The sequence below is a fragment of the Streptomyces hyaluromycini genome, from assembly GCF_002217755.1.
GTDB classification, from domain to species: Bacteria; Actinomycetota; Actinomycetes; order Streptomycetales; family Streptomycetaceae; genus Streptomyces; species Streptomyces hyaluromycini.
In genome coordinates, this window is record NZ_BCFL01000018.1 from 309171 (window position 1) to 332807 (window position 23637).

Genomic DNA, 23637 nt, shown 5'->3' on the forward strand with positions numbered 1-23637 from the left:
TGCCCGGTCCGTGCGCCTACTTGCCCAGTCTGTTGGCCGTGTGCACCGCCCGCAGGACCGCCGCCGCCTTGTTCCGGCACTCCTGGTCCTCGGCGACCGGGTCGGAGTCGGCGACGATGCCGGCGCCCGCCTGGACGTACGCCGTGCCGTCGCGGAGCAGGGCGGTGCGGATGGCGATGGCCGTGTCGGAGTCGCCGGCGAAGTCGAGGTAGCCGACGCAGCCGCCGTACAGCCCCCGCCTCGACGGCTCCAGTTCGTCGATGATCTGCATCGCCCGGGGCTTGGGGGCGCCGGAGAGGGTGCCGGCCGGGAAGCAGGCGGTGAGGACGTCGAAGGCGGTGCGGCCCTCGGCGACCTTTCCGGTGACCGTCGAGACGATGTGCATGACGTGCGAGTACCGCTCGACGGACATGAAGTCGACGACCTCGACGGAGCCGGGCTGGCAGACCCGCCCCAGGTCGTTGCGCCCGAGGTCGACGAGCATGAGGTGCTCGGCGCGTTCCTTGGGGTCGGCCATCAGCTCGTCGGCGAGGGCCTGGTCCTCCTGCGGGGTGGCCCCGCGCGGCCGGGTGCCGGCGATGGGGTGCACCATGGCCTGCCCGTCCTCGACCTTGACCAGGGCCTCCGGGGAGGAGCCGACGACGTCGAAGCCGTCGAACCGGAAGAGGTACATGTACGGGGACGGGTTGGTGGCCCTGAGGACCCGGTAGACGTCCAGCGCACTGGCCGTGCACGGGGTCTCGAAGCGCTGGGAGGGGACGACCTGGAAGGCCTCGCCCGCGCGGATGCGCTCCTTGATGTCCTCGACGGCCACCTGGAAGTCGGGGCCGCCCCACAGGGCGGTGTACTCGGGGAGCTCGGAGGGCGGCAGGACGGCGGGCGGCTGGGCGACCGGGCGGGAGAGGTCGGCCTCCATGGCGTCCAGGCGGGCCACGGCGTCCGCGTGGGCCTCGTCGACGCCCGTGTCGAGGTCGTTGTGGTTGATCGCGTTGGCGATCAGCAGGACCGAGCCCTCCCAGTGGTCCATGACGGCGAGGTCGCTGGTGAGGAGCATGGTCAGCTCGGGGAGCCGCAGGTCGTCGCGCTCCCCCGGGCCGATCTTCTCCAGGCGGCGCACGATGTCGTAGCCGAGGTAGCCGACCATGCCGCCGGTGAACGGGGGCAGCTCCTGGTCGTGCGGGGTGTGCAGGGCCTCGATGGTGGCGCGCAGGGCGGCCAGCGGGTCGCCGTCGACGGGCACGCCGACGGGCGGGGTGCCGAGCCAGTGGGCCTGGCCGTCGCGGGCGGTGAGGGTGGCGGCGGAGCGGACCCCCACGAAGGAGTACCGAGACCATTGATACGCCGTGCGGCCGTTCTCGGCGGACTCCAGCAGGAAGGTGCCGGGGCGCTCTGCGGCGAGCTTGCGGTAGAGCGCGACCGGGGTGTCGCCGTCGGCGAGGAGCTTGCGGGTGACCGGGATGACACGCCGGTCGGTCGCGAGCTTGCGGAAGGTCTCGAGGTCCATGGCGGCAGACCTTACTGACCGGAGGCCGGGACGCCGGAATCGGCGCCTTCGTGACCGTGCGCGGCGTCCTTCAGGAGCACGTCGGCGTCGAAGCAGGTGCGGTCGCCGGTGTGGCAGGCGGCGCCGACCTGGTCGACCTTGACCAGCAGGGTGTCGGCGTCGCAGTCCAGGGCGACCGACTTCACCCACTGGAAGTGGCCCGAGGTGTCGCCCTTGACCCAGTACTCCCGGCGGCTGCGCGACCAGTAGGTGCAGCGGCCGGTGGTGAGGGTCCGGTGCAGCGCCTCGTCGTCCATCCAGCCGAGCATCAGCACCTCGCCGGTGTCGTACTGCTGGGCGATGGCGGGCAGGAGTCCGTCGGCGCTGCGCTTGAGGCGGGCGGCGATCTCCGGGGCGAGGCCACTGGACGGGGGCGTACCCGTCGTACCGGTCGTACTGGTCATGGGTGCCATTGTGCCGCGCGGCACCGACAGTCACGGTCCGTGTCCACTGTCCGGACGGTGCGTGTGGTCGTAGGCTGGCCGTATGTCGACCTTCGCCAAGCGTGAACGGCTCCTGCTCGCCGACCTCTTGGAGACCGCCGGTCCCGAGGCACCGACCCTCTGCGAGGGCTGGCTGACCCGTGATCTGGCCGCGCACGTGGTGGTGCGCGAACGCCGGCCGGACGCGGCCGGGGGCACGATGATCAAGCAGCTGGCGCCACGCCTCGAGAAGGTGACGGCCGAGTTCGCGGCGAAGCCGTACGAGGAGCTGATCCAGCTGATCCGCACCGGTCCGCCGCGGTTCTCGCCGTTCCAGCTCAAGCAGGTGGACGAGGCGGCCAACACGGTCGAGTTCTACGTGCACACCGAGGACGTCCGGCGGGCCCAGCCGGACTGGTCGGCGCGGGAGCTGGACCCGGTCTTCCAGGACGCCCTGTGGTCCCGCCTGGAGCGCACCGCCCGGCTGCTCGGCCGGGGCCTGCCGACGGGCCTGGTGCTGCGCCGCCCGGACGGCCAGACGGCGGTCGCCCATCGCGGTGCCCCGGTGGTGACGGTGACCGGCGAGCCCTCCGAACTGCTGATGTTCGCGTTCGGCCGGACGAGCACGGCGAAGGTCGAGGTGGCCGGCGACGAGAACGCGATCGCCAAGCTGCACGAGTCCAGGACGCTGGGCATCTGAGGAGCCCCCGGTGATCAGGGTCTCGATGACCAGCGTCTACGTGGACGACGTGCCGAAGGCGCACGCCTTCTACACGGACGTCCTCGGCTTCGAGACCCGCACCCGGCTGGACCTGGGCGGCGGCACCCTGTTCATCACGGTCGGCGCCCCGCAGGGCGCCCAGCCCGACCTCCAGCTCCTGCTGGAGCCCGGCCAGGGCCCCATCGCGGACCCGTACCGCAGGGCCGTGTACGAGGCGGGCCTGCCGGCCATCGTCTTCTCCGTGGACGACCTCCGTTCGGAGTACGACCGCCTGCGCGCCCTGGGCGTCCGCTTCCCGCACGAGCCGCAGGACCAGGGCCCGGTGGTCGCCGCCGTCCTGGACGACACGGTCGGCAACCTGATCCAGCTGACCCAGCCGAAGGACTGACCGCCCTCACCGGGGCAGCTCGGCCCGGCGCAGCGCGGGCACGGCCAGGGCGACGACTCCCCCGAGCCCGCAGACAACGGCGCCGACCACGTAGACCGGACCGGGACCGAAGGCGCCGATCGCGGCGGCCGTGAAGGGCATGCTGAGCGGGGTGAGACCGAGGCTGATCAGGCTGGAGACGGCGGTGACCCGGCCGAGGTAGGCGGGCTCGGCCTGGGTCTGCAGCAGCGCCCCGCACATGGCGCCGCTGAGCCCGGCGAGCAGGCCGATCATCAGGGCGACGCCGATCGCGCCGACGAGGCCCGGTACGAAGGCGAGGGCACCGATCGCGACGGACCCGGCGAGGATCGAGACGCCGGCGACCAGACCCGCGCGCGGCAGCCGGCCGCGCACGGTCAGCAGCAGGGAGGCGGCACCGGCACCGGCACCGAACCCCGCGAGCACCCAGCCCACCCCGGCCGCTCCCCAGCCGCGCCGGTCGGCGAGCAGGGTCAGTCCGACGTTGAGGGGGCTGACGAAACCCAGGTCGCCGAGGGCGATGGCCAGCATCAGCGGAGCCAGGACGCGGTGGCGGCGGACGTGGGCCAGGCCGGCCCGCAGGTCCTGCCAGGGGGTGGGGGCGGTGGCGCGGTCGTCGGCCGGGAGTTCCCGCACCCGCAGGGACATCAGCAGGGGGACCGACACGGCGATGAGCAGCCCTGCGAGGCCGAAGGCGGCCGCCGTGCCGCCGACCGCCACGCCGAGGCCGCCCAGCGGGGCGCCGAGGATGCTTGCAACGCGGATGGCGAGACCGCGCATGCCCTGCACGCGCGCGAGTTGGTCACGGCTGGTCACGCGCGCGGGAAGGGCGCCCACGGCGGGCATGAACACGGCGTCGACGATGCCGAAGACCAGGGCCAGTGCGGCAAGGGGCCACAGGCCAGGGCTGGTCAGGAAGAGCAGCGCGGCCACGGCGAGGACGGCCGCGCAGCGCACCGCGTCGCTGCCGATGACGACCCGGCGCGGCCCAAGCCGGTCGGCGACCACCCCGCCGAAGAGCATCAGCACGGCCCTGGGCATCGCGCTGACGGACATCACGACCCCGGCCTGCGCGGGCGAGCCGCCCTGGACGGCTGCCCAGGAGAGCGCGATGTAGTAGACGCTGTCGCCGACCATCGAGGAGGTGTAGGCACCCAGCCACCGCAGGACGTTGGGGTCGCGGTGGGCGGGGCGGGGCGCGGCGGTGGCCGGGGCTGTGAGGGTCGCGGTCACGGAGGTGGGCCCTTCTCAGCGGCGGAACGGGAAGCCGTACACGTGCAGCGCGACGTGCTCGCGCCCTTCGGTGTCGCCGTTCGCATCGGCGGACCGGCCTTTCTCGTCGTACTTCCTGGCCAGCGCGACCAGTTCCTCGCGAAGTTCGTCCAGTTCGGCCGCGGTCAGGCGGAGCAGGGACTCGCTGTCGGGTGCGGCGGCGTTCCACTCGGTGCTCCAGGTGGCGCGCTCGTCGAGGTAGCGGCGGTACATGTCGGCCCGCTGCTCGTGGAAGAGCCGGGTGGCGGCGAGGTGGGCGGCGGCCTTCTCGGGTGCGTCACGGAAGTCCCGGTCCCGGATGCTGATGCCGTCCGACGCGGGCTGCCACCAGCGCTCCCGGCCGTCCGTGCTCTGCGGCTCAGCCTCCTCGATCAGGCCGTGCTCGGCGAGCTTGCGCAGGTGGTAGCTGACCAGCGAGACGGCCTCGTCGACCTGGTCGGCGAGCTGCGAGGCCGTCGCTTTGCCGGCCACGCACAGGCCTCGGTAGAGCTGCATGCGCAGCGGGTGGGCAAGCGCCTTGAGGGTGCCCACGTCGGTGATCGGGCGGTCCCGCTCCCTGTCCGTCATGTCGACGAACCTAGACAGGAAAGGAAAGTTTCGCAATATATTTTGCACAACTTTCCTTTCTCATCTGCTCATGAGAAGGCCCCGGCCACCCACCAGGGCACCGGGGCCGAAGCTCAGCGCAGTGTCACCGCACCGGGTGGCCCGCCTCGCGCAGGGTCTGCTTGACCTCGCCGATCCTCAGGTCGCCGAAGTGGAAGACGGAGGCCGCCAGGACCGCGTCGGCGCCCGCTGCGACGGCCGGGGGGAAGTGGGCGAGGGCGCCGGCGCCGCCGGAGGCGATGACCGGGACCGTGACGTGCTTGCGGACGGCGGTGATCATCTCCAGGTCGTAGCCGTCCTTGGTGCCGTCCGCGTCCATCGAGTTGAGCAGGATCTCGCCCGCGCCCAGCTCGGCGGCCCGGTGTGCCCACTCGACCGCGTCGATGCCGGTGCCGCGGCGGCCGCCGTGGGTGGTGACCTCGAAGGAGCCCGATTCGGTGCGGCGGGCGTCGACCGAGAGGACCAGGACCTGACGGCCGAAGCGTTCCGCGATCTCGCGGATCAGGTCCGGGCGGGCGATGGCCGCCGTGTTGACGCCCACCTTGTCGGCACCGGCGCGGAGCAGCTTGTCGACGTCCTCGGCGGTGCGGACGCCGCCGCCGACCGTCAGGGGGATGAAGACCTGCTCGGCGGTGCGGCGGACCACGTCGTAGGTGGTCTCACGGTTGCCGGAGGACGCGGTGATGTCCAGGAAGGTCAGCTCGTCGGCGCCCTCCGCGTCGTACACCTTGGCCATCTCGACCGGGTCGCCCGCGTCGCGCAGGTTCTGGAAGTTGACGCCCTTGACGACCCGGCCGTTGTCCACGTCCAGGCAGGGGATGACTCGGACCGCCAGGGTCATGAATCCACGGCTCCTCTGTATGCCTCTAGCTCTGCTTCGACCAGGATGCGCGGGTCGACGAAGCCGGTCACCACGACGAACGTGGTCACCGGGCGCACCGGGTCGAAGACCTCCTTGTGGGCGCGTCCCACCGCGTCCATGTCGCGCGCGTGCGCGAGGAACAGGCGGGTGCGGATCACGGACTCCGGTCCGAGCCCGAACTCGGCGAGCGCCTCCAGGGCGGTGCCGAAGGCCGTCATGGCCTGCTCGTACGGGTCGCCCTCCCCGTACAGCACGGAGCCCTTGAAGGACGTCGTACCGCCCACCAGCACGCGGTCGCCCGCCGCGACGGCGCGGGCGAAACCGAAGGTCTCCTCCCAGGGACTTCCGCTCTGCACGCGCCGTACGGCATCGGACGTCATGGTGACACTGCCTCCAGTGCTTCTTCCAAGGTGAACGCCTTGGCGTACAGCGCCTTTCCGACGATGGCGCCCTCGACACCGAGGGGTACCAGGCCGGCCAGCGCACGGAGGTCGTCCAGCGACGACACGCCGCCGGAGGCCACGACCGGCCGGTCCGTCGCGGCGCACACGTTCTTCAGGAGCTCCAGGTTCGGGCCCTGGAGGGTGCCGTCCTTGGCGATGTCGGTGACGACGTAGCGGGCGCAGCCCTCCTGGTCGAGGCGGGCGAGCGTCTCGTAGAGGTCACCGCCGTCGCGGGTCCAGCCGCGGCCCCTGAGGGTCGTACCGCGTACGTCCAGGCCGACCGCGATCTTGTCGCCGTGCTCGGCGATGACCTTGGCGACCCACTGAGGGGTCTCCAGGGCGGCCGTGCCGAGGTTCACCCGGGTGCAGCCGGTGGCGAGCGCCGCGGCCAGGGTGGCGTCGTCGCGGATGCCGCCGGAGAGCTCGACCTTGATGTCCATCGCCTTCGTGACCTCGGCGACCAGCGCGCGGTTGTCGCCGGTGCCGAACGCCGCGTCCAGGTCGACCAGGTGCAGCCACTCGGCGCCCGACCGCTGCCAGGCGAGGGCGGCCTCCAGGGGGGAGCCGTAGGAGGTCTCGGTCCCGGACTCGCCGTGCACGAGGCGGACGGCCTGGCCGTCGCGGACGTCGACGGCGGGGAGGAGTTCGAGCGTGCTCACAGTGTTCCGATCCAGTTGGTGAGGAGCTGGGCGCCGGCGTCGCCGGACTTCTCGGGGTGGAACTGGGTGGCCCACAGGGCGCCGTTCTCCACGGCGGCCACGAACGGCTTGCCGTGGGTCGTCCAGGTCACGAGGGGGGCCCGCAGCGCGGCGTTGTGCGTCTCCAGCGACCAGTCGTGGACGGCATAGGAGTGCACGAAGTAGAAGCGCGCGTCGGCGTCCAGGCCGGCGAACAGCTCGGAGCCGGCCGGTGCGTCCACGGTGTTCCAGCCCATGTGCGGGACGATCTCGGCCTGGAGCGGCTCGACCGAGCCGGGCCACTCGTCGAGGCCGTCGGTCTCCACGCCGTGCTCGATGCCGCGCGCGAACAGGATCTGCATGCCGACGCAGATCCCCATCACCGGCCGCCCGCCGGACAGCCGGCGGTCGATGATCCAGTCCCCGCGCGCCCCGCGCAGGCCCTCCATGCAGGCGGCGAAGGCGCCCACGCCGGGCACCAGCAGGCCGTCCGCGTTCATGGCCCTGTCGAAGTCACGGGTGATCTCGACGTCGGCCCCGGCACGGGCGAGGGCGCGCTCGGCCGACCGGACGTTGCCGAAGCCGTAGTCGAAGACGACGACCTTCTTGGAAGCCGCGGAAGCTGCGCTCAATTCCACACCTCCAGCCTCATGACACCGGCCACCAGGCACATCGCGGCGCCGATCGAGAGCAGCACGATCAGGCTGGTGGGCATCTTCTGCTTGACGAAGGAGACGATGCCGCCGACCAGGAAGAGGCCGACGACGATCAGCAGGGAGGACAGACTGTTCATGGCTTTACAGCGCACCCTTCGTCGACGGGAGGATGCCGGCCGCGCGCGGGTCGCGCTCGGAGGCGTAGCGCAGCGCCCTCGCGAGCGCCTTGAACTGGCACTCCACGATGTGGTGCGCGTTGCGCCCGTAGGGCACGTGCACGTGCAGGGCGATCTGCGCCTGGGCGACGAAGGACTCCAGGATGTGCCGGGTCATCGTGGTGTCGTACTCGCCGATCATCGGCGCCATCTTCTCCGGCTCCGTGTGCACGAGGTACGGGCGGCCGGACAGGTCGACCGTGACCTGGGCGAGGGACTCGTCCAGCGGGACCGTGCAGTTGCCGAAGCGGTAGATGCCCACCTTGTCGCCGAGGGCCTGCTTGAAGGCGGCGCCGAGGGCGAGGGCGGTGTCCTCGATGGTGTGGTGCGAGTCGATGTGCAGGTCGCCGTCGGTCTTCACGGTGAGGTCGAACAGACCGTGCCGGCCGAGCTGGTCGAGCATGTGGTCGTAGAAGCCGACGCCGGTCTTGACGTCGGTCTTGCCGGTGCCGTCGAGGTCGATCTCGACGAGGACCGAGGTCTCCTTGGTGGTGCGCTCCACGCGCCCTACGCGGGTCATGCGTCCAGCTCCTTCTTGACTTCACGTACCGCGTCGAGGAACGCGTCGTTCTCTTCGGGGGTTCCGGCGGACACCCGCAGGAACCCGGGCACGCCGTTGTCCCGGACGAGGACTCCCCGGTCGAGGATCTTCTGCCACACCGCGTGCGGGTCCGCGAACCGCCCGAACTGCACGAAGTTGGCGTCCGACTCGGTGACTTCGAGGCCCGCCGCCCGCAGTTCGGCGACCAGCCGGTCCCGCTCGGCCTTCAGCTGCTCGACGTACTTCAGCAGGGTGTCGGTGTGCTCCAGGGCGGCCAGCGCGGTCGCCTGGGTGATCGCCGACAGGTGGTACGGCAGCCGTACGAGCTGTACGGCGTCCACCACCGCGGGGTGCGCGGCGAGGTAGCCGAGGCGCAGGCCGGCCGCGCCGAAGGCCTTCGACATGGTCCGGGAGACGACGAGATTCGGCCGACCTTCGAGCAGCGGCAGCAGCGAGGCGCCGTGGCTGAACTCGATGTAGGCCTCGTCCACGACGACCATCGAGGGCTTGGCGGCCTGGGCGGCCTCGTAGAGCGCGAGGACCGTCTCGGCCGGCACCGCGTTGCCGGTGGGGTTGTTGGGGGTAGTGATGAAGACGACGTCCGGCCTGTGCTCGGCGATGGCCGCCGAGGCGGCCTCGACGTCGAGCGTGAAGTCCTCGTTGCGGGGGCCGGAGATCCAGCGGGTGCCGGTGCCGCGCGAGATGAGCGAGTGCATCGAGTACGACGGCTCGAAGCCGATCGCCGTGCGGCCGGGGCCGCCGAAGGTCTGCAGCAGCTGCTGGATGACCTCGTTGGAGCCGTTGGCCGCCCACACGTTCTCGACGGAGAGCGGGTGGTTGCCGGTCTTCGTCAGGTACTTGGCCAGTTCGGTGCGGAGCTGGACCGCGTCCCGGTCGGGGTAGCGGTTCAGGTCGCGGGCGGCCTCGCGCACCCGCTCCGTGATCCGCTCGACCAGCGGCTCGGGCAGCGGGTACGGGTTCTCGTTGGTGTTCAGCCGTACCGGGACGTCCAGTTGGGGCGCGCCGTAGGGGGACTTGCCGCGCAGCTCGTCCCGTACGGGGAGATCGTCGATTCCGAGGTTCACTTGCTCGCCGGTACCTTCCACCCGAACCTTGCCTTGACCGCCGCGCCGTGCGCGGGCAGGTCCTCCGCCTCCGCCAGCGTGACCACGTGGTGCGCGACCTCCGCCAGCGCGTCCTTCGTGTAGTCGACGACGTGGATGCCGCGCAGGAAGGACTGGACGGACAGCCCGGAGGAGTGGCAGGCGCAGCCGCCGGTGGGCAGCACGTGGTTGGACCCGGCCGCGTAGTCCCCGAGGGAGACCGGCGCCCAGGGGCCGATGAAGATCGCGCCCGCGTTCCTGACCCGGTCGGCCACGGCGGCGGCGTCGGCGGTCTGGATCTCCAGGTGCTCGGCGCCGTACGCGTCGACGACCCTCAGGCCCTCCTCGACGCCGTCGACCAGGACGATCGCGGACTGCCGGCCCGCGAGCGCCGGGACGATCCGGTCGTCGACGTGCTTGGTGGCCGCGACCTGCGGCGCCAGCTCCTTCTCCACCGCGTCGGCCAGCTCGGCCGAGTCGGTGACCAGGACGGCGGCGGCCAGCGGGTCGTGCTCTGCCTGGCTGATCAGGTCGGCGGCGACGTGCACGGGGTCGGCGGTGGAGTCGGCGAGGACGGCGATCTCGGTCGGTCCCGCCTCGGCGTCGATGCCGATCCTGCCGGTGAAGTAGCGCTTGGCGGCGGCCACCCAGATGTTGCCCGGGCCGGTGACCATGTTGGCGGGCGGGCAGGACTCGGTGCCGTACGCGAACATCGCGACGGCGGTGGCGCCGCCGGCCGCGTACACCTCGTCGACGCCGAGCAGGGCGCAGGCGGCAAGGATCGTCGGGTGCGGCAGGCCCCCGAACTCGGCCTGCGGCGGGGAGGCGAGGGCGATCGACTCGACGCCGGCCTCCTGCGCGGGCACCACGTTCATGACCACGGACGAGGGGTAGACGGACCGGCCGCCGGGTGCGTAGAGCCCGACCCGCTCGACCGGTACCCACTTCTCGGTCACCGAGCCGCCGGGCACGACCTGGGTCGTGCGGTTCGTACGGCGCTGCTCGCGGTGGACGAGGCGGGCGCGCCGGATGGACTCCTCCAGGGCCGCGCGCACGGCCGGGTCGAGTTCCGCCAGGGCCTTGTCGAGCGCCTCGGCGGGCACCCGCACCTGGTCCAGCTTCACCCCGTCGAACTTCTCCGCGAAGTCGATCAGCGCCGCGTCGCCCCGATGATGCACGGCCTCGCAGATCGGACGCACCTTCTCCAGGGCGGCCGAGACGTCGAAGTCGGCTCGGGGCAGCAGGTCGCGCAGGGCGGGACCCTCGGGGAGGGCGTCGCCGCGCAGATCGATTCGGGAGATCACGGAATCAATTCTCTCAGACGGCACTCACGGCCCGTCCGCGCGTATCAATGGCTGATACAGAACGTGAGCCGACGGCCGGTACATAGCCTGGCCGGAACCCGGAAGATCACGTTCACTTCGTGTGTTCGGGATCTCACGCACCGGGCATCACCGGTTGTACCGAACATGACTCACGAGTAGTTGAGGAAGAAGGAAATGCCGTGACCGAGGGGGACGGCGTCCGGGACGGGGATCTGCCGGACGATCTGACCGCGGCCGAGGCCGGTATGTGGCAGGCGTTCCGCAACGGCAGTGTGTACGACCTGAGCAGCGGTGACATGCACGTGGACGATCCGCACGGCGGCCACCCGTGGGGGCCCGAGCGGACCGTGCGGGCCCGGATCGTCTGCTGGCTGCTGCTCGACGGGCCGCCGGCGCTGGCGGGCCGGGTGGCCTCGCTGAAGCTGGCCGGCGTGCGGATCACCGGCACCCTGGACCTGGCGGGCGGCACGGTCACGCCGTACGTGGAGCTGCGCGGCTGCCGGTTCGACGACGAGATCCTGCTGCCGGAGGCGCATTTCACGACCGTGCGGCTGGTCGACTGTGCGGCGCCGCGCCTTGAGGCCGCCCGGGTGCACACGGAGGGCGACCTGCACCTGCCGCGCTGCCGTTTCCTCGGCGGTGTCCGGCTGACCGACGCGCACATCGGCACCGACCTGCTGCTGAACCAGGCGGTGGTGTACCGGGACCGCAGCGGGCGGTCGATCGCGGCGGACGGCATGACCGTCGGCCAGGACCTGCAGGCGGAGCTCCTGGAGTCGCACGGGGAGCTGAGCCTGCGCAGCGCCAAGGTGGGCGTCTCGCTGAGCCTGCGCGGGGCGCGGCTGCGCAACCCCGACGGGCGGTTCGCGCTGAACGCGCCCCAGCTGACCGTCGGCCGGACCCTGTACCTGACCCCGGCCGGGGTGGGCGGCCCCTGGCAGAGCGGGACGACCCCGGCGCGCGGCACGCGGATCCAGCGGTTCGAGTGCCAGGGCGGGATCCGGCTGGACGACGGGCGGTTCGGGGACGCGGTGGACCTGGAGCGGGCGAGGTTCGCCTTCACGGACGTCCAGGAGCTGTCGCTGCGCCGGGTGCAGGCGCCGGAGCTGCGGTTCCTCGGGGAGGAGCCGCAGCGCGGAGCGGTGCTGCTGTCGGGCGCCCGGACCACCAACCTGGTCGACCGGGCGACCAGCTGGCCGGGCCCGGGGCGGCTGCACATGGGCGGGTTCGTCTACGAGAACCTGGTCCCGCAGGGCCCGTTCCCGCTGACCCGGCGCCTGGACTGGGTGGCGGCGTCGACCGCCGAGTACAACCCGGAGCCCTACGAGCGGCTCGCGACCGTGCTGCGGGCCGCCGGCGAGGACGAGGACGCGCGCGAGGTGCTGCTCGCCAAGCAGCGGCGGCGGCGCGAGACGCTGCCGCCGGCCGCCAAGCTCTGGGGGTTCGCGCAGGACCTGACGGTGGCCTACGGCTACCGGCCGGGCCGGGCGGCGGTGTGGATGGCGGTGCTGTGGGCGGCGGGCACGCTCGCGTTCACGCACGCCCCGCATCCGCCGATGAACTCCGGCGGCCACCCGGCCTGGGATCCGGCGCTGTTCGTCCTGGACCTGCTGCTGCCGGTGATCGACCTGGGCCAGGTCGGCCAGTGGCGGCTCACCGGCGGCTGGCAGTGGGCGGCGGCGGTGATGATCCTGCTGGGCTGGATCCTGGCGACGACGGTGGCGGCGGGGGCGACGAGGCTGCTGAGGCGGGGGTGACCGCTGGGCGAGGGTGACCTCTGACAGGTACCGAACAGATGAGCAACAGTCACCTTTTACGCGTCCTTGACCGGCGGGCGTACAACTTTCATGGAGTTGGCCATACCGTCTGGCGCTGCCCCGACCTGCGGACTTTCAATGGTCGTCACCATGGCTTCGCTGCGCGCGCTCTTCCGTTCCGCACGGAGGGCAACGACCGCTTCGTCTCTCGGCGCCGGGCCGCTCCCGGCCGACGACGAGGTGTTCCTCGACGCGCCCGACGAACGGCTGGCGCCGGCGCTGGTCGCGGCCGGCCGGGGCGAGTACGAACCCGCCGCGAAGCTGCTGGCCGGCACCAGGGACGCGGCCGAGTGGGAGGAACGGGACCGGTACGTGCGCCGGCTCGCCCTCTTCGCGCGCTCCCGCGTCGAGTGGCTCGAACAGTGGGCCGCGGCCGCCGCCCTGGACCCGGACCTGCTTCCGGTCCAGGCCCAGCTCGCGGTCGACCACGCCTGGGACTCCCCGGCCCGCGCGGAACTCCTGCGCCCGCTCAGTCCGCTGATCACGGCGGCCGCGCGCGGCGACGACCGGGACCCGGTGCCGTGGCGGATCGCGCTCGACCACGCCCGCGGGACGAACGCGGGCCACAAGTACTTCGAGGAGCTGTGGGAGGCGGCGGTCCGCCGCGCCCCGCACCACTCCGGCTGCCATGTGGCGGCGCTGCGCTATCTGGCCACGTACTGGCACGGCTCGCACCACGAGTGCTTCGACTTCGCCGACCTGGCCGCGCAGGACGCCCCGCCGGACTCGCTCGTCCAGGCCCTGCCGGCCCGCGCCGCCTTCGCCTACCTCACGGACGGCTGCGGCCCCGAGGTGCCGCGTGCCCGCCTGGACGCGGCGGCCGACCGGGCGATCGCCCTCTCCGCGCGGTTCCCGGCGGCCGATCTCTGGCCGGCCGAGGTCCGCAACCAGCTGATGTACCTGCTGGTCCGCCTGGAACGCTGGGAGGCGGCCCGCACCCAGCTGCGCCTGATCGGCCCGTACGTCACGTCCTTCCCCTGGGACCGCCTCTCCGACGACCCGCTGGGCCATTTTCTGCGGCTGCGCACCCACCTGCTGGCCGGTACGGAACCTCCGCCCGAGGCCGAACCGACCCCCTCGCCGAGGGCCGCGGGGCGCCCACGGACCGAGCACGGCGGACATGTCACCGCCGATGACCACTAGGCTGTGGCGCCGTGACCACCGTCCGTCTCCCACTCTTCCCACTGAACTCGGTGCTGTTCCCGGGGCTGGTGCTGCCGCTGAACGTCTTCGAGGAGCGCTATCGCGCCATGATGCGCGACCTGCTGAAGACGCCCGAGGAGGAACCGCGCCGGTTCGCCGTCGTGGCGATCCGCGACGGCCACGAAGTGGCACCGAGCGCGCCGGGCATGCCGGACCCGACGGCCCAGCCCGACAGGGGCCCGGCGGCCGGCTTCGGACCCGACCCGCTCAAGTCCCTCCATCGGGTGGGCTGTGTGGCGGACGCGGCGACGATCCGGGAGCGGGCGAACGGCACGTTCGAGGTGCTGGCCACGGGTACGAACCGGGTGCGGCTGCTCTCCGTCGACTCGTCGGGCCCGTTCCTGACGGCGGAGCTGGAGCAGCTGTCCGAGGAGCAGGGCGACGAGGCGGGCGCGCTGGCCGAAGGGGTCCTGCGGGCCTTCCGCCAGTACCAGAAGCGCCTGGCGGGCGCACGTGAGCGCTCACTGTCGTCCGGCGTGGACCTCCCCGACGAACCCTCCGTGGTCTCCTACCTGGTCGCGGCCGCGATGATGCACGACATCCCCACCAAGCAGCGCCTGCTCCAGGCCCCCGACACCGCCTCCCGCCTCCGCGACGAGCTGAAACTCCTTCGCTCGGAGACGGCGATCATCCGTAACCTGCCGTCACTGCCCGCGGCGGAGCTGACGCGGGCGCCGACGAGTCTGAACTGAGCCGGGATTTCCTGACATGCCGAAGAAGCCGAAGAAGCAGCAGCAGTCCGGGGGCGGCGGCACCCCGGCCACGGTGGCCCTGACCACGGCGGGGGTGGACTTCACGGTCCACTCCTACGACCACGACCCCGCCCACCCGTCCTACGGCGAGGAGGCGGCGGAGGCGATGGGCGTGTCCCCGGACCGTGTCTTCAAGACCCTGGTCGCCGACGTGGACGGCGCGCTCACGGTGGCGGTGGTCCCGGTGGCGGGCAGCCTGGACCTCAAAGCCCTGGCGACTGCGGTCGGCGGCAAACGCGCGGCGATGGCGGACCCGGCCCTCGCCGAGCGCACGACGGGCTACGTCCGCGGCGGCATCTCCCCGCTCGGCCAGCGCAAGAGACTCCCCACGGTCCTGGACGCGTCGGCCTCGGCCCACACCACCATCTGCGTCTCGGCAGGCCGCCGTGGCCTGGAGGTGGAGCTCACCCCGACCGCCCTCGCCACCCTCACGAACGCGACCCTGGCCCCCATCGGACGTGCGTGACCCCTCGACGAAGTCTCCGTGCTCGGTTAAGTACGGAAGACATGTCGAAGAAGACACGGAAAAGGAAGTGGCGCCTGAAGAAGGCCCGCTCGAACCACGGTCGCCGTCCGGCATAGGAACACGCGGGGCGCGGGCAACACGAAACCCCGACCGCACAGCTCCCCGCGCCCCACCCTCCACCCCGTCCGGCGTTCGAGGACGAGACCGGTCAGGCCGATGCGGGGGTGCGGGGGCGGCAGCCCCCGGAGCGGGGGGTCCAAGGGGGCCCACCCCCTGGAGGACGGGACGGGTAGGGGCGGCGGGGGCGAGAAAGCTACGCCGGCGGAGCGGCGTACGGGCCGTCCTCGTACGGCGGCTCCGGGTCCCGCGGACCGAACAGCGCCGTCAACCCCAGATGCACCACCAACGCCGACAACGACCACGCCAGCAACGCCCCCCTCGCCCCGAGCTTCAGCGGCGCCGAGAACGTCACCCCCTTGCCCACAGCCTCCGCATGGGCGATCACATCCTGCTCCGGCCCCAGCCACACCCCCAGCCGCCAGGCCAGCACGGACGCGAGCAGCCCCCCGACCCCCAGCCCCACCACCAGCGGCACACCGCCACGCCGCCGCCACAGAAACACCACGACCGCGCTCACGACCCCGAAGGCCAGCGCCAGCAGCGTGAACGTCCCGTCCACCCCCGCCGCCTGCTCCCCCTCGCTGTCCTTGAGGTAGACCGCCCAGCTCTTGCCGGACTGGTCCCCCACCAGCGGTACATGCGGCGCCAGCCACAGCCACAGCAGCCCGAGCAGCACACCACTCACCGCCACCGCGACGGCGATCACGGCGCCTTCCCGCAGTTCGGTCTTCATCCCGGGACCGTCCTGTCCGTACGCTGCGTACTGTCCGTACTCTCCCGCGGCCTCCCCGGCAGGCGGCGGCGCCTGCCAGGCCTGGTGCGAGGGCTGGTCGTGCGGCGGCGGAGGCGGCGTCAGCGGTGCGGTCACGATGCCATCGTGCCAGGTCGGCCTGTGGGGCGCGTCACCGGACGGCAGCCCTGCGGTACGCCCAGGTGGCGACGGCCAGCGAGACGACCCCCACCCCGGCGCACACCCCCAGGTCAGCGAGGACGACGGCCCAGTCGGGCCGCGCCCCGAAGGTGCGGGCGAAGGCCTCGACGCCGTACGTCGAAGGCAGCAGGTCGCGCGCGAACTGGATGATCCCCGGCATCCGGTCCGGCGGCAGCACCCCGAGCAGCAGCGCCGCGGACATGCCCAGCTGGCCGAGCAGTGTGGCGATCTCGGGCCGGGACGCGAGCAGCCCGCAGGCCGCCCCGAGCCCCGCCAGGGCGGCCCCGGCGAGCGGGATCACGGCGAGGAGGATCCACAGGTTCGCGAGCGGCAGCCCGAACAGCACGCATCCGAAGACGGCGGTCACCAGCGTCCCCGGCACGGTGAAGGAGGCGTACGCCGCGGCCGCCCCGAGCACCACCGAGGCCGGCGGCACGGGCAGCGTGGCGTAGTGGTCGAGCCCGCCGCTCGCCCGCAGCTGTCCGAAGTACTGCGCGAGCAGGTTCAGCGCCACGTAGGCCACCACGACCACCGCCGAGCCCGCCACCACGGACTGGGCCTCGCCCCGCGAGTCCACCACCCCGCGCATCATGATCATGATGCCGACGGACTGGAAGGTCGCGACGAACAGCAGCGGGATCCGCGCCACCCGGGCCCGGGACAGCTGCGCACGGTAGACGGCCACCAGCGACGGCCACAGCCGCGCACGCGGGCCCAGCTCGGCCACCGGGGCGTCCGGCGCCGTCTCCTCCACGGCCAGGGCACCGCCCGGCAGAACCTCCGCGGGTACGACACTCACGTCGCGCTGCTCCCTTTCCGTGCGGCACCTGCGGCCCGTACTGCTGCCGCGTCTTTCCGTACGCGCCTGGCCGCCGTCGTGTTCACCCTCACGCCTTCACCAGCCCCTGCCGTGCGGCGCCGCCCAGCGCCAGGTATACGTCCTCCAGGCTGGGCGTGGCGAGGGTGAAGTCGTCGAGGGCGGCGAAGGCGGCCCCGCCGGTCACCGTGGCGACGACGGCACGCGCCTCCTCGGGCGCGAGCCGCAGCGTCCAGCGCCGGCCGGACTCGACGGCACGCTCCCGCAGGACGGCCACCTCGGGCACCTCCAGCGGCGCCCGCTCCCGCCACACCAGCTCGACCCGGACCTCGCCGGCGACGCGTTCCTTGAGCCCGGCGGGGGTGTCGCAGGCGATGACCCGTCCCTGGTCGAGGACGGCGACCCGGTCGAGCACCGTCTCGGCCTCGATGACGTTGTGGGTGACCAGCACCACGGTGGCCCCCTGCTCGGCCCGCCGCCGGTCCACGGCGGCCCACACGGCCCGCCGGGCCACCGGGTCCATCCCGGTCGTCGGCTCGTCGAGCACGAGCAACGGCCGCTCCCCGACCAGCGCGGCGGCGAAACAGGCCAGCCGCCGCTGTCCTCCGGAGAGCTTCTTGAGCGCCCGCCCGGCGATGGGCGTCAGGCCCAGTTCCTCCAGCACGGCGTCGCGCTCGCTCCGGGCCTGCCGTACGTCCAGGCCGCGCAGCCGCCCGGTGGTCTCGGCCGCCAGGGACACGGTCAGCTCGTCGAGGGCGCTGGACTCCTGCCCGAGGTAGGCGAGGATCCGCGCGGCCCGCTCCGGATGCCGCACGATGTCGTGCCCGAGGATCTGGACGCTGCCCGCGTCCGGCCGCAGCAGCCCGGTGAGCTGCCGTACGAGCGTCGACTTGCCGGCCCCGTTCGGCCCGAGCAGCCCGAAGATCTCCCCGCGCCGGACATCGAGCTCCACCCCGTCGGTGGCCCGCACCTCGGGCACGGCGGGGGCGCCACGCCGCCCTCTGACCGCGGCGTAGGTCTTGGTCAGCCCACGCACGGCACACACGACGTCACCCTGCTGCCGAAGTGCCCGACCCACGCCCGTACTCACAAGGGACGAGACTACGGGGTCGCCCCCGTTTACTCGCCTTTGGGGCGCCCAGCTTCTTGACTCCGTAAGGACAGCGCCCCTGAAAGGGGCGCGGGGCCGTGTCAATTTGCGGCTGCCGCCGCGTGGGCGCGAACGACCCCCACCGGCCCGCAGCCGAAATCATCCCTCCGCCCTCCCTCAATCACTCCGCCGACGCATGCTCCCCGGCCCCCGCCGGCACATCGAACTCTCTCCAGAACCCCGCCCGAATGGCGTACCGGTCGTGCTCGTCGATCTGGTCGTCCTTGTGCGCCAGCAGCCCGAACCTCGCCGCGTACCGCAGCAGCTCCCCGTCGATCCGGTGCGGAATCCGCGGATACATCCCCGACAGCTTGTGCAGATGGCTCTGGTCGCCGAGCCGCGACATCCACCGCTTGGCGAACACCTGTCCGACCTCGTACGGATCTCCGCCGACGGTCGTGATGTCCTCCTCCCGGTCGGCCCACCGCTGCTCCGCAGTGGTCAGCTGCGCCAGCGTCGGCATGGAGGCCGCCTCCGCCGACTCCGCCGCACTCCCCGGCCGGTCCACCCACCCCTTGTCGGAGGACCACCGCAGGGTGGCCGTCGCCGGATGCTGGACCGGCTGCGCGCCCGGCGCGCCCGGCGCCCGCAGCGCGGCGAGGTCCTTGGGCGTCGGCACCCCCTTGGGCGTCGGCATCCGCTCCGGCGCCCCGTTCTCCGCCGCACCCGCCCCTGGCGCCCGGTCGGCGTCCTCGGGCACCGCCTCCGCCGCTGCCGCCAGCGAGGACTCGGGCAGCGGCGCCGAGAGGATCGCGGCGATCTCCGGCCGCGGCACCGGCGGCGGCGCACAGACCGCGGTCAGCTCCTTGGCCCGTACCGCCTGGGTGATCCACACCCGGTCCAGGACCCGCCGCTCGTCGGCCTCGGCGACCAGGTCCTCGGACTGGTTGTAGTCCCCGTCGGCGGCCTGCACGGCCCACAGGTGCACGGCGACCCCGTGCTCCTTGGCGGCCATCATGCCCGGCAGCAGGTCCCCGTCGCCGGTTACCAGCACCACGTCGGAGCAAGCCCGGTTCCTGGCCAGCTCGGTCAGCTCGGCGTGCATGGCCGCGTCCACGCCCTTCTGCGCCCAGCGTCCGTCGCTGCGGGTCAGCGCGCCGAGCCGGACGGTCACCCGGGGCATCACGCGCAGCCGGCGGTGTTCCGGCTGGGGAACACGGTCGGGGGCGCCGTCGAACCAGTAGATGCGCAGCAGTGGACGCTCGGTGTCGGACTCCGCGCGGTCGCGCAGCGCCTGGATGAGCGCGGCGTGGTCGACGGTGATCCGGGATCGGGAGGGCTCACCGGCGAGGAGACTGGCGGCGGCACCCAGCAGATACCCGGCGTCCACCAGGACGATGCAGCGGTCCACGCGACTCACCCTCTTTCCGGGAGGTTTGCTTTCGGGGCTTCCTTCGAGTCTGCCCGACCACGCGGGGGTTAACGGCCCGAACTCGATCTTCGGCGTGGCGTTTCGGGACCTTGCTCTCCGACAAGCCCTGTTACACACGGTAATTATCCGAAATGCGTCTGTTGTCAGCCTATGTGAATCTGAATTCGGCCCCTAGATCCCCCACAGGAGGCAGATCACCATGGCCAAGAACAAGAACCGCAAGGGTGGCTCTCAGAACCGCACCTCGCAGACCGAGCAGACCCACGAGCACCCGCAGCGTACGTCGACGGAGTCCCAGGACTCACCGGTGTCGCACATCCAGGGCAGCCCTGCGGACGTTGCGAAGAAGAAGCAGAAGAGCTTCGGCCACAACTGAGCGGACTGACCAGGTCCCACCGGGCTGTTGAAGCCCAGGCACGCAGGAGGGGCGCACCCGTTGAGGGTGCGCCCCTTCCGCGCGCGTACGACCGTTCGTACGGGGTGAGGCCTAGCCGGCCAGGCAGGACGGGCCGAGCAGCACCTTGAGGTCGCCGAACAGCGCCGGGTCCGGCTTCACCCGGTGCCGGTCGAGGCGCAGCACGGTGGTCTTGGTCGGGCCCTGGAGCTTGATCCGGACCTCGCTGTCACCCTTGTGGTGGCTGAGGATCTCGCCGAGGCGGCTGACCATCGGCGGGGTGACCCGGGTGGCGGGGATGGTGAGGATCACGGGCGCGTTGGTGCCTGCGTTGGAGAGATCCGGGACCGCCAGTTCCATCCCCACCAGCCGGGGCACGTCCTCGCGCTTGTCGAGGCGGCCCTTGACGAACACCACCGCGTCCTCGACGAGTTGGGTCGAGATCAGCTGGTAGCTCGCCGGGAAGAACATGCACTCGATGGAGCCCGCGAGGTCCTCGACGGTGGCGATCGCCCAGGCGTTGCCCTGCTTGGTCATCTTGCGCTGGAGACCGGAGATGATGCCGCCGATGGTGACCACCGCGCCGTCCGCGTGCTCGCCGCCGGTGAGCTGGGCGATGCCCGCGTCGGCCTTGTCGGAGAGCACGTGCTCCAGGCCGAAGAGCGGGTGGTCGGAGACGTAGAGACCGAGCATCTCCCGCTCCTGGGCGAGCAGATAGGTCTTGTCCCACTCCTCGGTGGTGAACTCGACGTCCAGTCCGAAGCCGGGCTCGCTGCTCTCCTCCTCGCCCATGCCGCCGAAGAGGTCGAACTGGCCCTCGGCCTCCTTGCGCTTGACCGCGACCACGTTGTCGATCATCGAGTCGAAGTGCGCGGTGAGGCCCTTGCGGGTGTGCCCCAGGGCGTCGAAGGCGCCCGCCTTGATCAGCGACTCCGTGGTCCGCTTGTTGCAGGCGACCGCCTCGACCTTGTCGAGGTAGTCGGGGAAGGAGCCGTACTTGCCCTTGGCCTTGCGGCTCCTGATGATCGAATCCACCACGTTCGTGCCGACGTTGCGGACGGCTTCGAGGCCGAAGAGGATCACGTCGTCGCCCTGCGCGGCGAAGTTGTGCACCGACTCGTTGACGTTCGGCGGCAGCACCTTGATGCCCATGCGCCGGCACTCGTTGAGGTAGACGGCCGACTTGTCCTTGTCGTCCTTGACCGAGGTGAGCAGACCGGCCATGTACTCGGCGGGGTGGTTCGCCTTGAGGTAGGCGGTCCAGTACGAGACCAGGCCGTACGCGGCGGAGTGCGCCTTGTTGAACGCGTATCCGGCGAACGGGACCAGCACGTCCCACAGGGCCTGGATGGCCTCGTCGCTGTAGCCGTTCTTCTGGGCGCCGGCCTGGAAGATGGTGAAGTTCTTGGCCAGTTCGTCGGGCTTCTTCTTGCCCATCACGCGGCGCAGGATGTCGGCCTCGCCGAGCGAGTACCCGGCGATGATCTGGGCGGCCTTCTGTACCTGCTCCTGGTAGACGATCAGGCCGTAGGTGACGGCCAGGACCTCTTCGAGGGGCTCCTCCAGCTCCTTGTGGATCGGGGTGATCTCCTGGAGCTTGTTCTTGCGGAGCGCGTAGTTGGTGTGCGAGTCCATGCCCATCGGGCCCGGACGGTAGAGCGCGGAGACGGCGGAGATGTCTTCGAAGTTGTCGGGCTTCATCAGGCGCAGCAGCGAGCGCATGGGGCCGCCGTCGAACTGGAAGACGCCCAGGGTGTCACCGCGCTGGAGCAGTTCGAAGGTCTTCGGATCGTCGAGCGGCAGGGCCAGCAGGTCGAGGTCGATGCCCTTGTTGGACTTCACCATCTTGACGGCGTCGTCCATGATCGTCAGGTTGCGCAGGCCGAGGAAGTCCATCTTCAGCAGGCCGAGCGACTCGCACTGCGGGTAGTCCCACTGCGTGATGGTCACGCCGTCCGTGTGCCGCACCCAGATCGGGGCGTGGTCGACGATGGGCTCGCTGGACATGATCACGCCGGCGGCGTGCACGCCCATCTGCCGCACCAGGCCCTCGACGCCCTTCGCGGTGTCGATGACCTTCTTGACGTCCGGCTCGTTCTCGTACATCCCGCGGATCTCGCCGGCCTCGTTGTAGCGCGGGTGCGAGGGGTTGGTGATGCCGTCCAGGTCGATGCCCTTGCCGAGGACGTCGGCGGGCATCGCCTTGGTGAGGCGGTCGCCCATCGCGTACGGGTAGCCCAGCACGCGCGCGGAGTCCTTGATGGCGTTCTTGGCCTTGATCTTGCCGTAGGTGCCGATCATGGCGACCTTGTCGGCGCCGTACTTCTCGGTCACGTACCTGATCACCTCGACGCGCCGACGCTCGTCGAAGTCGATGTCGACGTCGGGCATGGAGACGCGCTCGGGGTTCAGGAACCGCTCGAAGATCAGGCCGTGCGGGATCGGGTCCAGGTCGGTGATGCCCATGGCGTAGGCGACGATCGAGCCGGCCGCGGAACCTCGGCCGGGGCCGACCGCGATGCCGTTGTTCTTGGCCCACATGATGAAGTCCGCGACGACGAGGAAGTAGCCCGGGAACCCCATCTGGATGATGACGTCCAGCTCGTACTCGACCTGCTTCTGGCGGTCGTCCGGGACCCCGCCGGGGAAGCGGCGGTCCATGCCCCGGCGGACCTCCTCCTTGAACCAGGTGACCTCGGTGTAGCCGTCGGGGATGTCGAACTTCGGCATGAGGTTCTTCGCCTCGAACATGCCGGTGGTGTCGACCATCTCGGCGATCAGGAGGGTGTTGGCGCAGCCCTCCTGCCAGGCGTCCGAGGAGTCGACGGCGTACATCTCGTCCGTGGACTTCAGGTAGTAGCCGGTGCCGTCGAACTTGAAGCGGTCCGGGTCGGAGAGGTTCTTGCCGGTCTGGATGCACAGCAGGGCGTCGTGAGCGGTCGCCTCGTGCGCGTACGTGTAGTGCGAGTCGTTCGTCACCAGCGGCGGGATGCCGAGCTTCTTGCCGATCTCCAGGAGGCCGTCGCGGACCCGGTGCTCGATCTCGATGCCGTGGTCCATCAGCTCCAGGAAGTAGCGGTCCTTGCCGAAGATGTCCTGGTAGTCGGCGGCCGCCTTCAGCGCCTCGTCGTACTGCCCGAGACGCAGCCGGGTCTGGAGCTCGCCGGAGGGGCAGCCGGTGGAGGCCACGATCCCCTCGGACCACTGGGCGATGGTCTCCTTGTCCATCCGGGGCCACTTCTGCAGCCAGCCCTCGGCGTACGCGTCCGAGGAGAGCCGGAAGAGGTTGTGCAGGCCCGTGCTGTTCACGGCCCACATCGTCTTGTGGGTGTAACCGCCGGAACCGGAGACGTCGTCCCGCTTCTGGTGCGGCTGGCCCCACTGGATCTTGCGCTTGTTGCGCCGGGACTCGGGGGCGACGTACGCCTCGATCCCGATGATCGGGGTGACCCCGGCCTTCTTCGCCGTATGGAAGAAGTCGTACGCCCCGTGGAGGTTGCCGTGGTCGGACATGGCGATGTGCGTCATGCCCATCTCGTTGCAGGCGTTGAACATGTCCTTGAGCCGCGCGGCACCGTCCAGCAGCGAGTACTGGGTGTGGACGTGCAGGTGCGTGAAGGGCGGCTTTGACACGGTTTCGGCCTCCGAGGGAAAACAGGCGTCGACGATCGTCCGACCGGCTGCGGACGGTCTGGTGGGACAGCGGAATCCTATGCCTCGGCACTGACACCGGGCGGCCTGCCCCGCGTACCTTCGTGCCAAGAAAGCGGGCACTCCCGGGGACCTTCGCACGTTGGTCCGGGCGAGAGATCCGCGCCACATG

The 23637-nt window shown here is 71.4% G+C and carries 24 protein-coding genes; 7 read left to right on the forward strand and 17 right to left on the reverse strand.

The window, feature by feature from the left end; translation table 11 throughout:
* Positions 1-16: 16 nt before the first annotated feature.
* Both SSP29_RS14545 and hisI read right to left on the reverse strand, forming a co-directional pair.
* On the reverse strand, positions 17-1504 hold the full coding sequence (locus SSP29_RS14545) for an anthranilate synthase component I (protein ID WP_089101044.1): 1488 nt from the start codon (positions 1502-1504) through the stop codon (positions 17-19).
* An 11-nt stretch (positions 1505-1515) separates the two neighbouring features.
* A complete protein-coding gene (gene hisI, locus SSP29_RS14550) occupies positions 1516-1956 on the reverse strand; it encodes a phosphoribosyl-AMP cyclohydrolase (RefSeq protein WP_174855969.1) in 441 nt (146 codons plus the stop codon).
* 73 nt (positions 1957-2029) lie between these two features.
* Here hisI and SSP29_RS14555 point away from each other — a divergent pair, with 73 nt between their 5' ends.
* Positions 2030-2665 (forward strand): TIGR03085 family metal-binding protein, encoded by a 636-nt coding sequence (locus tag SSP29_RS14555; protein ID WP_089101045.1) that lies wholly within the window; start codon positions 2030-2032, stop codon positions 2663-2665.
* A 10-nt stretch (positions 2666-2675) separates the two neighbouring features.
* Positions 2676-3074, forward strand: coding sequence for a VOC family protein (locus SSP29_RS14560; protein WP_089101046.1), 399 nt, complete (start codon positions 2676-2678; stop codon positions 3072-3074).
* Between the two features lie 6 nt (positions 3075-3080).
* Here SSP29_RS14560 and SSP29_RS14565 read toward each other — a convergent pair whose 3' ends face one another.
* From SSP29_RS14565 to hisD, 10 genes are all read right to left on the reverse strand, one after another.
* A complete protein-coding gene (locus SSP29_RS14565; RefSeq protein WP_089101047.1) occupies positions 3081-4325 on the reverse strand; it encodes an MFS transporter in 1245 nt (414 codons plus the stop codon).
* Between the two features lie 15 nt (positions 4326-4340).
* On the reverse strand, positions 4341-4931 hold the full coding sequence (locus tag SSP29_RS14570) for an ArsR/SmtB family transcription factor (protein WP_089101048.1): 591 nt from the start codon (positions 4929-4931) through the stop codon (positions 4341-4343).
* A gap of 124 nt (positions 4932-5055) precedes the next feature.
* Positions 5056-5811, reverse strand: a complete 756-nt coding sequence (gene hisF, locus SSP29_RS14575) for an imidazole glycerol phosphate synthase subunit HisF (RefSeq protein WP_089101049.1) — start codon at positions 5809-5811, stop codon at positions 5056-5058.
* A complete protein-coding gene (locus SSP29_RS14580) occupies positions 5808-6212 on the reverse strand; it encodes a RidA family protein (protein ID WP_089101050.1) in 405 nt (134 codons plus the stop codon). Before SSP29_RS14580 ends, hisF begins: the two co-directional genes overlap by 4 nt.
* A complete protein-coding gene (gene priA / locus SSP29_RS14585) occupies positions 6209-6934 on the reverse strand; it encodes a bifunctional 1-(5-phosphoribosyl)-5-((5-phosphoribosylamino)methylideneamino)imidazole-4-carboxamide isomerase/phosphoribosylanthranilate isomerase PriA (protein ID WP_089101051.1) in 726 nt (241 codons plus the stop codon). The genes SSP29_RS14580 and priA overlap by 4 nt, the downstream gene beginning before the upstream one ends.
* Complete coding sequence (hisH, locus tag SSP29_RS14590) at positions 6931-7590, reverse strand: imidazole glycerol phosphate synthase subunit HisH (protein ID WP_438363794.1); 660 nt, start codon at positions 7588-7590, stop codon at positions 6931-6933. The genes priA and hisH overlap by 4 nt, the downstream gene beginning before the upstream one ends.
* Positions 7581-7745, reverse strand: a complete 165-nt coding sequence (locus SSP29_RS58445; RefSeq protein WP_167449919.1) for a CG2302 family histidine operon protein — start codon at positions 7743-7745, stop codon at positions 7581-7583. The genes hisH and SSP29_RS58445 overlap by 10 nt, the downstream gene beginning before the upstream one ends.
* 4 nt (positions 7746-7749) lie before the next feature.
* Positions 7750-8343, reverse strand: coding sequence for an imidazoleglycerol-phosphate dehydratase HisB (gene hisB / locus SSP29_RS14595; RefSeq protein WP_089101053.1), 594 nt, complete (start codon positions 8341-8343; stop codon positions 7750-7752).
* Positions 8340-9449 (reverse strand): histidinol-phosphate transaminase, encoded by a 1110-nt coding sequence (locus SSP29_RS14600; RefSeq protein ID WP_089101054.1) that lies wholly within the window; start codon positions 9447-9449, stop codon positions 8340-8342. The genes hisB and SSP29_RS14600 overlap by 4 nt, the downstream gene beginning before the upstream one ends.
* Positions 9446-10771, reverse strand: a complete 1326-nt coding sequence (gene hisD, locus SSP29_RS14605; protein ID WP_089101055.1) for a histidinol dehydrogenase — start codon at positions 10769-10771, stop codon at positions 9446-9448. The genes SSP29_RS14600 and hisD overlap by 4 nt, the downstream gene beginning before the upstream one ends.
* A gap of 200 nt (positions 10772-10971) precedes the next feature.
* Between hisD and SSP29_RS14610 the strand changes: the two genes are divergently transcribed.
* From SSP29_RS14610 to ybaK, 4 genes are all read left to right on the forward strand, one after another.
* Entirely contained in the window at positions 10972-12549 is a 1578-nt protein-coding gene (locus SSP29_RS14610) for an oxidoreductase (RefSeq protein WP_089101056.1), read from the forward strand.
* Positions 12550-12687: 138 nt separating this feature from the next.
* Positions 12688-13752, forward strand: coding sequence for a hypothetical protein (locus tag SSP29_RS14615; protein WP_245883104.1), 1065 nt, complete (start codon positions 12688-12690; stop codon positions 13750-13752).
* Between the two features lie 11 nt (positions 13753-13763).
* Positions 13764-14504 carry an LON peptidase substrate-binding domain-containing protein gene (locus tag SSP29_RS14620; RefSeq protein WP_089101058.1) on the forward strand — a complete coding sequence of 247 codons (741 nt, stop codon included), beginning with the start codon at positions 13764-13766 and terminating at the stop codon, positions 14502-14504.
* Between the two features lie 16 nt (positions 14505-14520).
* Positions 14521-15030 carry a Cys-tRNA(Pro) deacylase gene (gene ybaK, locus SSP29_RS14625; protein ID WP_089101059.1) on the forward strand — a complete coding sequence of 170 codons (510 nt, stop codon included), beginning with the start codon at positions 14521-14523 and terminating at the stop codon, positions 15028-15030.
* 313 nt (positions 15031-15343) lie between these two features.
* Here ybaK and SSP29_RS14630 read toward each other — a convergent pair whose 3' ends face one another.
* From SSP29_RS14630 to SSP29_RS14645, 4 genes are all read right to left on the reverse strand, one after another.
* The gene (locus SSP29_RS14630; RefSeq protein WP_089101060.1) at positions 15344-16018 is read right to left on the reverse strand and encodes a DUF2567 domain-containing protein; all 675 of its coding nucleotides are present in this window, start codon (positions 16016-16018) and stop codon (positions 15344-15346) included.
* A gap of 34 nt (positions 16019-16052) precedes the next feature.
* Positions 16053-16880, reverse strand: a complete 828-nt coding sequence (locus SSP29_RS14635; RefSeq protein WP_089101061.1) for an ABC transporter permease — start codon at positions 16878-16880, stop codon at positions 16053-16055.
* An 88-nt stretch (positions 16881-16968) separates the two neighbouring features.
* Positions 16969-17943, reverse strand: a complete 975-nt coding sequence (locus SSP29_RS14640; protein ID WP_089101062.1) for an ABC transporter ATP-binding protein — start codon at positions 17941-17943, stop codon at positions 16969-16971.
* 226 nt (positions 17944-18169) lie between these two features.
* Positions 18170-19399: an NYN domain-containing protein gene (locus tag SSP29_RS14645; RefSeq protein WP_089101063.1), complete on the reverse strand. Its 1230-nt coding sequence runs from the start codon at positions 19397-19399 to the stop codon at positions 18170-18172.
* Between the two features lie 220 nt (positions 19400-19619).
* Between SSP29_RS14645 and SSP29_RS58450 the strand changes: the two genes are divergently transcribed.
* Positions 19620-19796, forward strand: a complete 177-nt coding sequence (locus SSP29_RS58450) for a hypothetical protein (RefSeq protein ID WP_167449920.1) — start codon at positions 19620-19622, stop codon at positions 19794-19796.
* A gap of 111 nt (positions 19797-19907) precedes the next feature.
* Here SSP29_RS58450 and dnaE read toward each other — a convergent pair whose 3' ends face one another.
* Positions 19908-23447 (reverse strand): DNA polymerase III subunit alpha, encoded by a 3540-nt coding sequence (gene dnaE, locus SSP29_RS14650; protein ID WP_089101064.1) that lies wholly within the window; start codon positions 23445-23447, stop codon positions 19908-19910.
* Between the last annotated feature and the right edge of the window lie 190 nt (positions 23448-23637).

What these genes read in the sequence shown, in the direction of transcription:
- hisI (WP_174855969.1), bottom strand. Translation starts at nt 1,956, where the DNA reads ATGGCACCCATGACCAGTACGACCGGTACGACGGGTACGCCCCCGTCC.
- hisF (WP_089101049.1), bottom strand. Translation starts at nt 5,811, where the DNA reads ATGACCCTGGCGGTCCGAGTCATCCCCTGCCTGGACGTGGACAACGGC.
- SSP29_RS58445 (WP_167449919.1), bottom strand. Translation starts at nt 7,745, where the DNA reads ATGAACAGTCTGTCCTCCCTGCTGATCGTCGTCGGCCTCTTCCTGGTC.
- SSP29_RS14580 (WP_089101050.1), bottom strand. Translation starts at nt 6,212, where the DNA reads ATGACGTCCGATGCCGTACGGCGCGTGCAGAGCGGAAGTCCCTGGGAG.
- SSP29_RS58450 (WP_167449920.1), top strand. Translation starts at nt 19,620, where the DNA reads ATGGCCAAGAACAAGAACCGCAAGGGTGGCTCTCAGAACCGCACCTCG.
- SSP29_RS14545 (WP_089101044.1), bottom strand. Translation starts at nt 1,504, where the DNA reads ATGGACCTCGAGACCTTCCGCAAGCTCGCGACCGACCGGCGTGTCATC.
- ybaK (WP_089101059.1), top strand. Translation starts at nt 14,521, where the DNA reads ATGCCGAAGAAGCCGAAGAAGCAGCAGCAGTCCGGGGGCGGCGGCACC.
- SSP29_RS14555 (WP_089101045.1), top strand. Translation starts at nt 2,030, where the DNA reads ATGTCGACCTTCGCCAAGCGTGAACGGCTCCTGCTCGCCGACCTCTTG.
- hisB (WP_089101053.1), bottom strand. Translation starts at nt 8,343, where the DNA reads ATGACCCGCGTAGGGCGCGTGGAGCGCACCACCAAGGAGACCTCGGTC.
- SSP29_RS14615 (WP_245883104.1), top strand. Translation starts at nt 12,688, where the DNA reads ATGGTCGTCACCATGGCTTCGCTGCGCGCGCTCTTCCGTTCCGCACGG.
- SSP29_RS14570 (WP_089101048.1), bottom strand. Translation starts at nt 4,931, where the DNA reads ATGACGGACAGGGAGCGGGACCGCCCGATCACCGACGTGGGCACCCTC.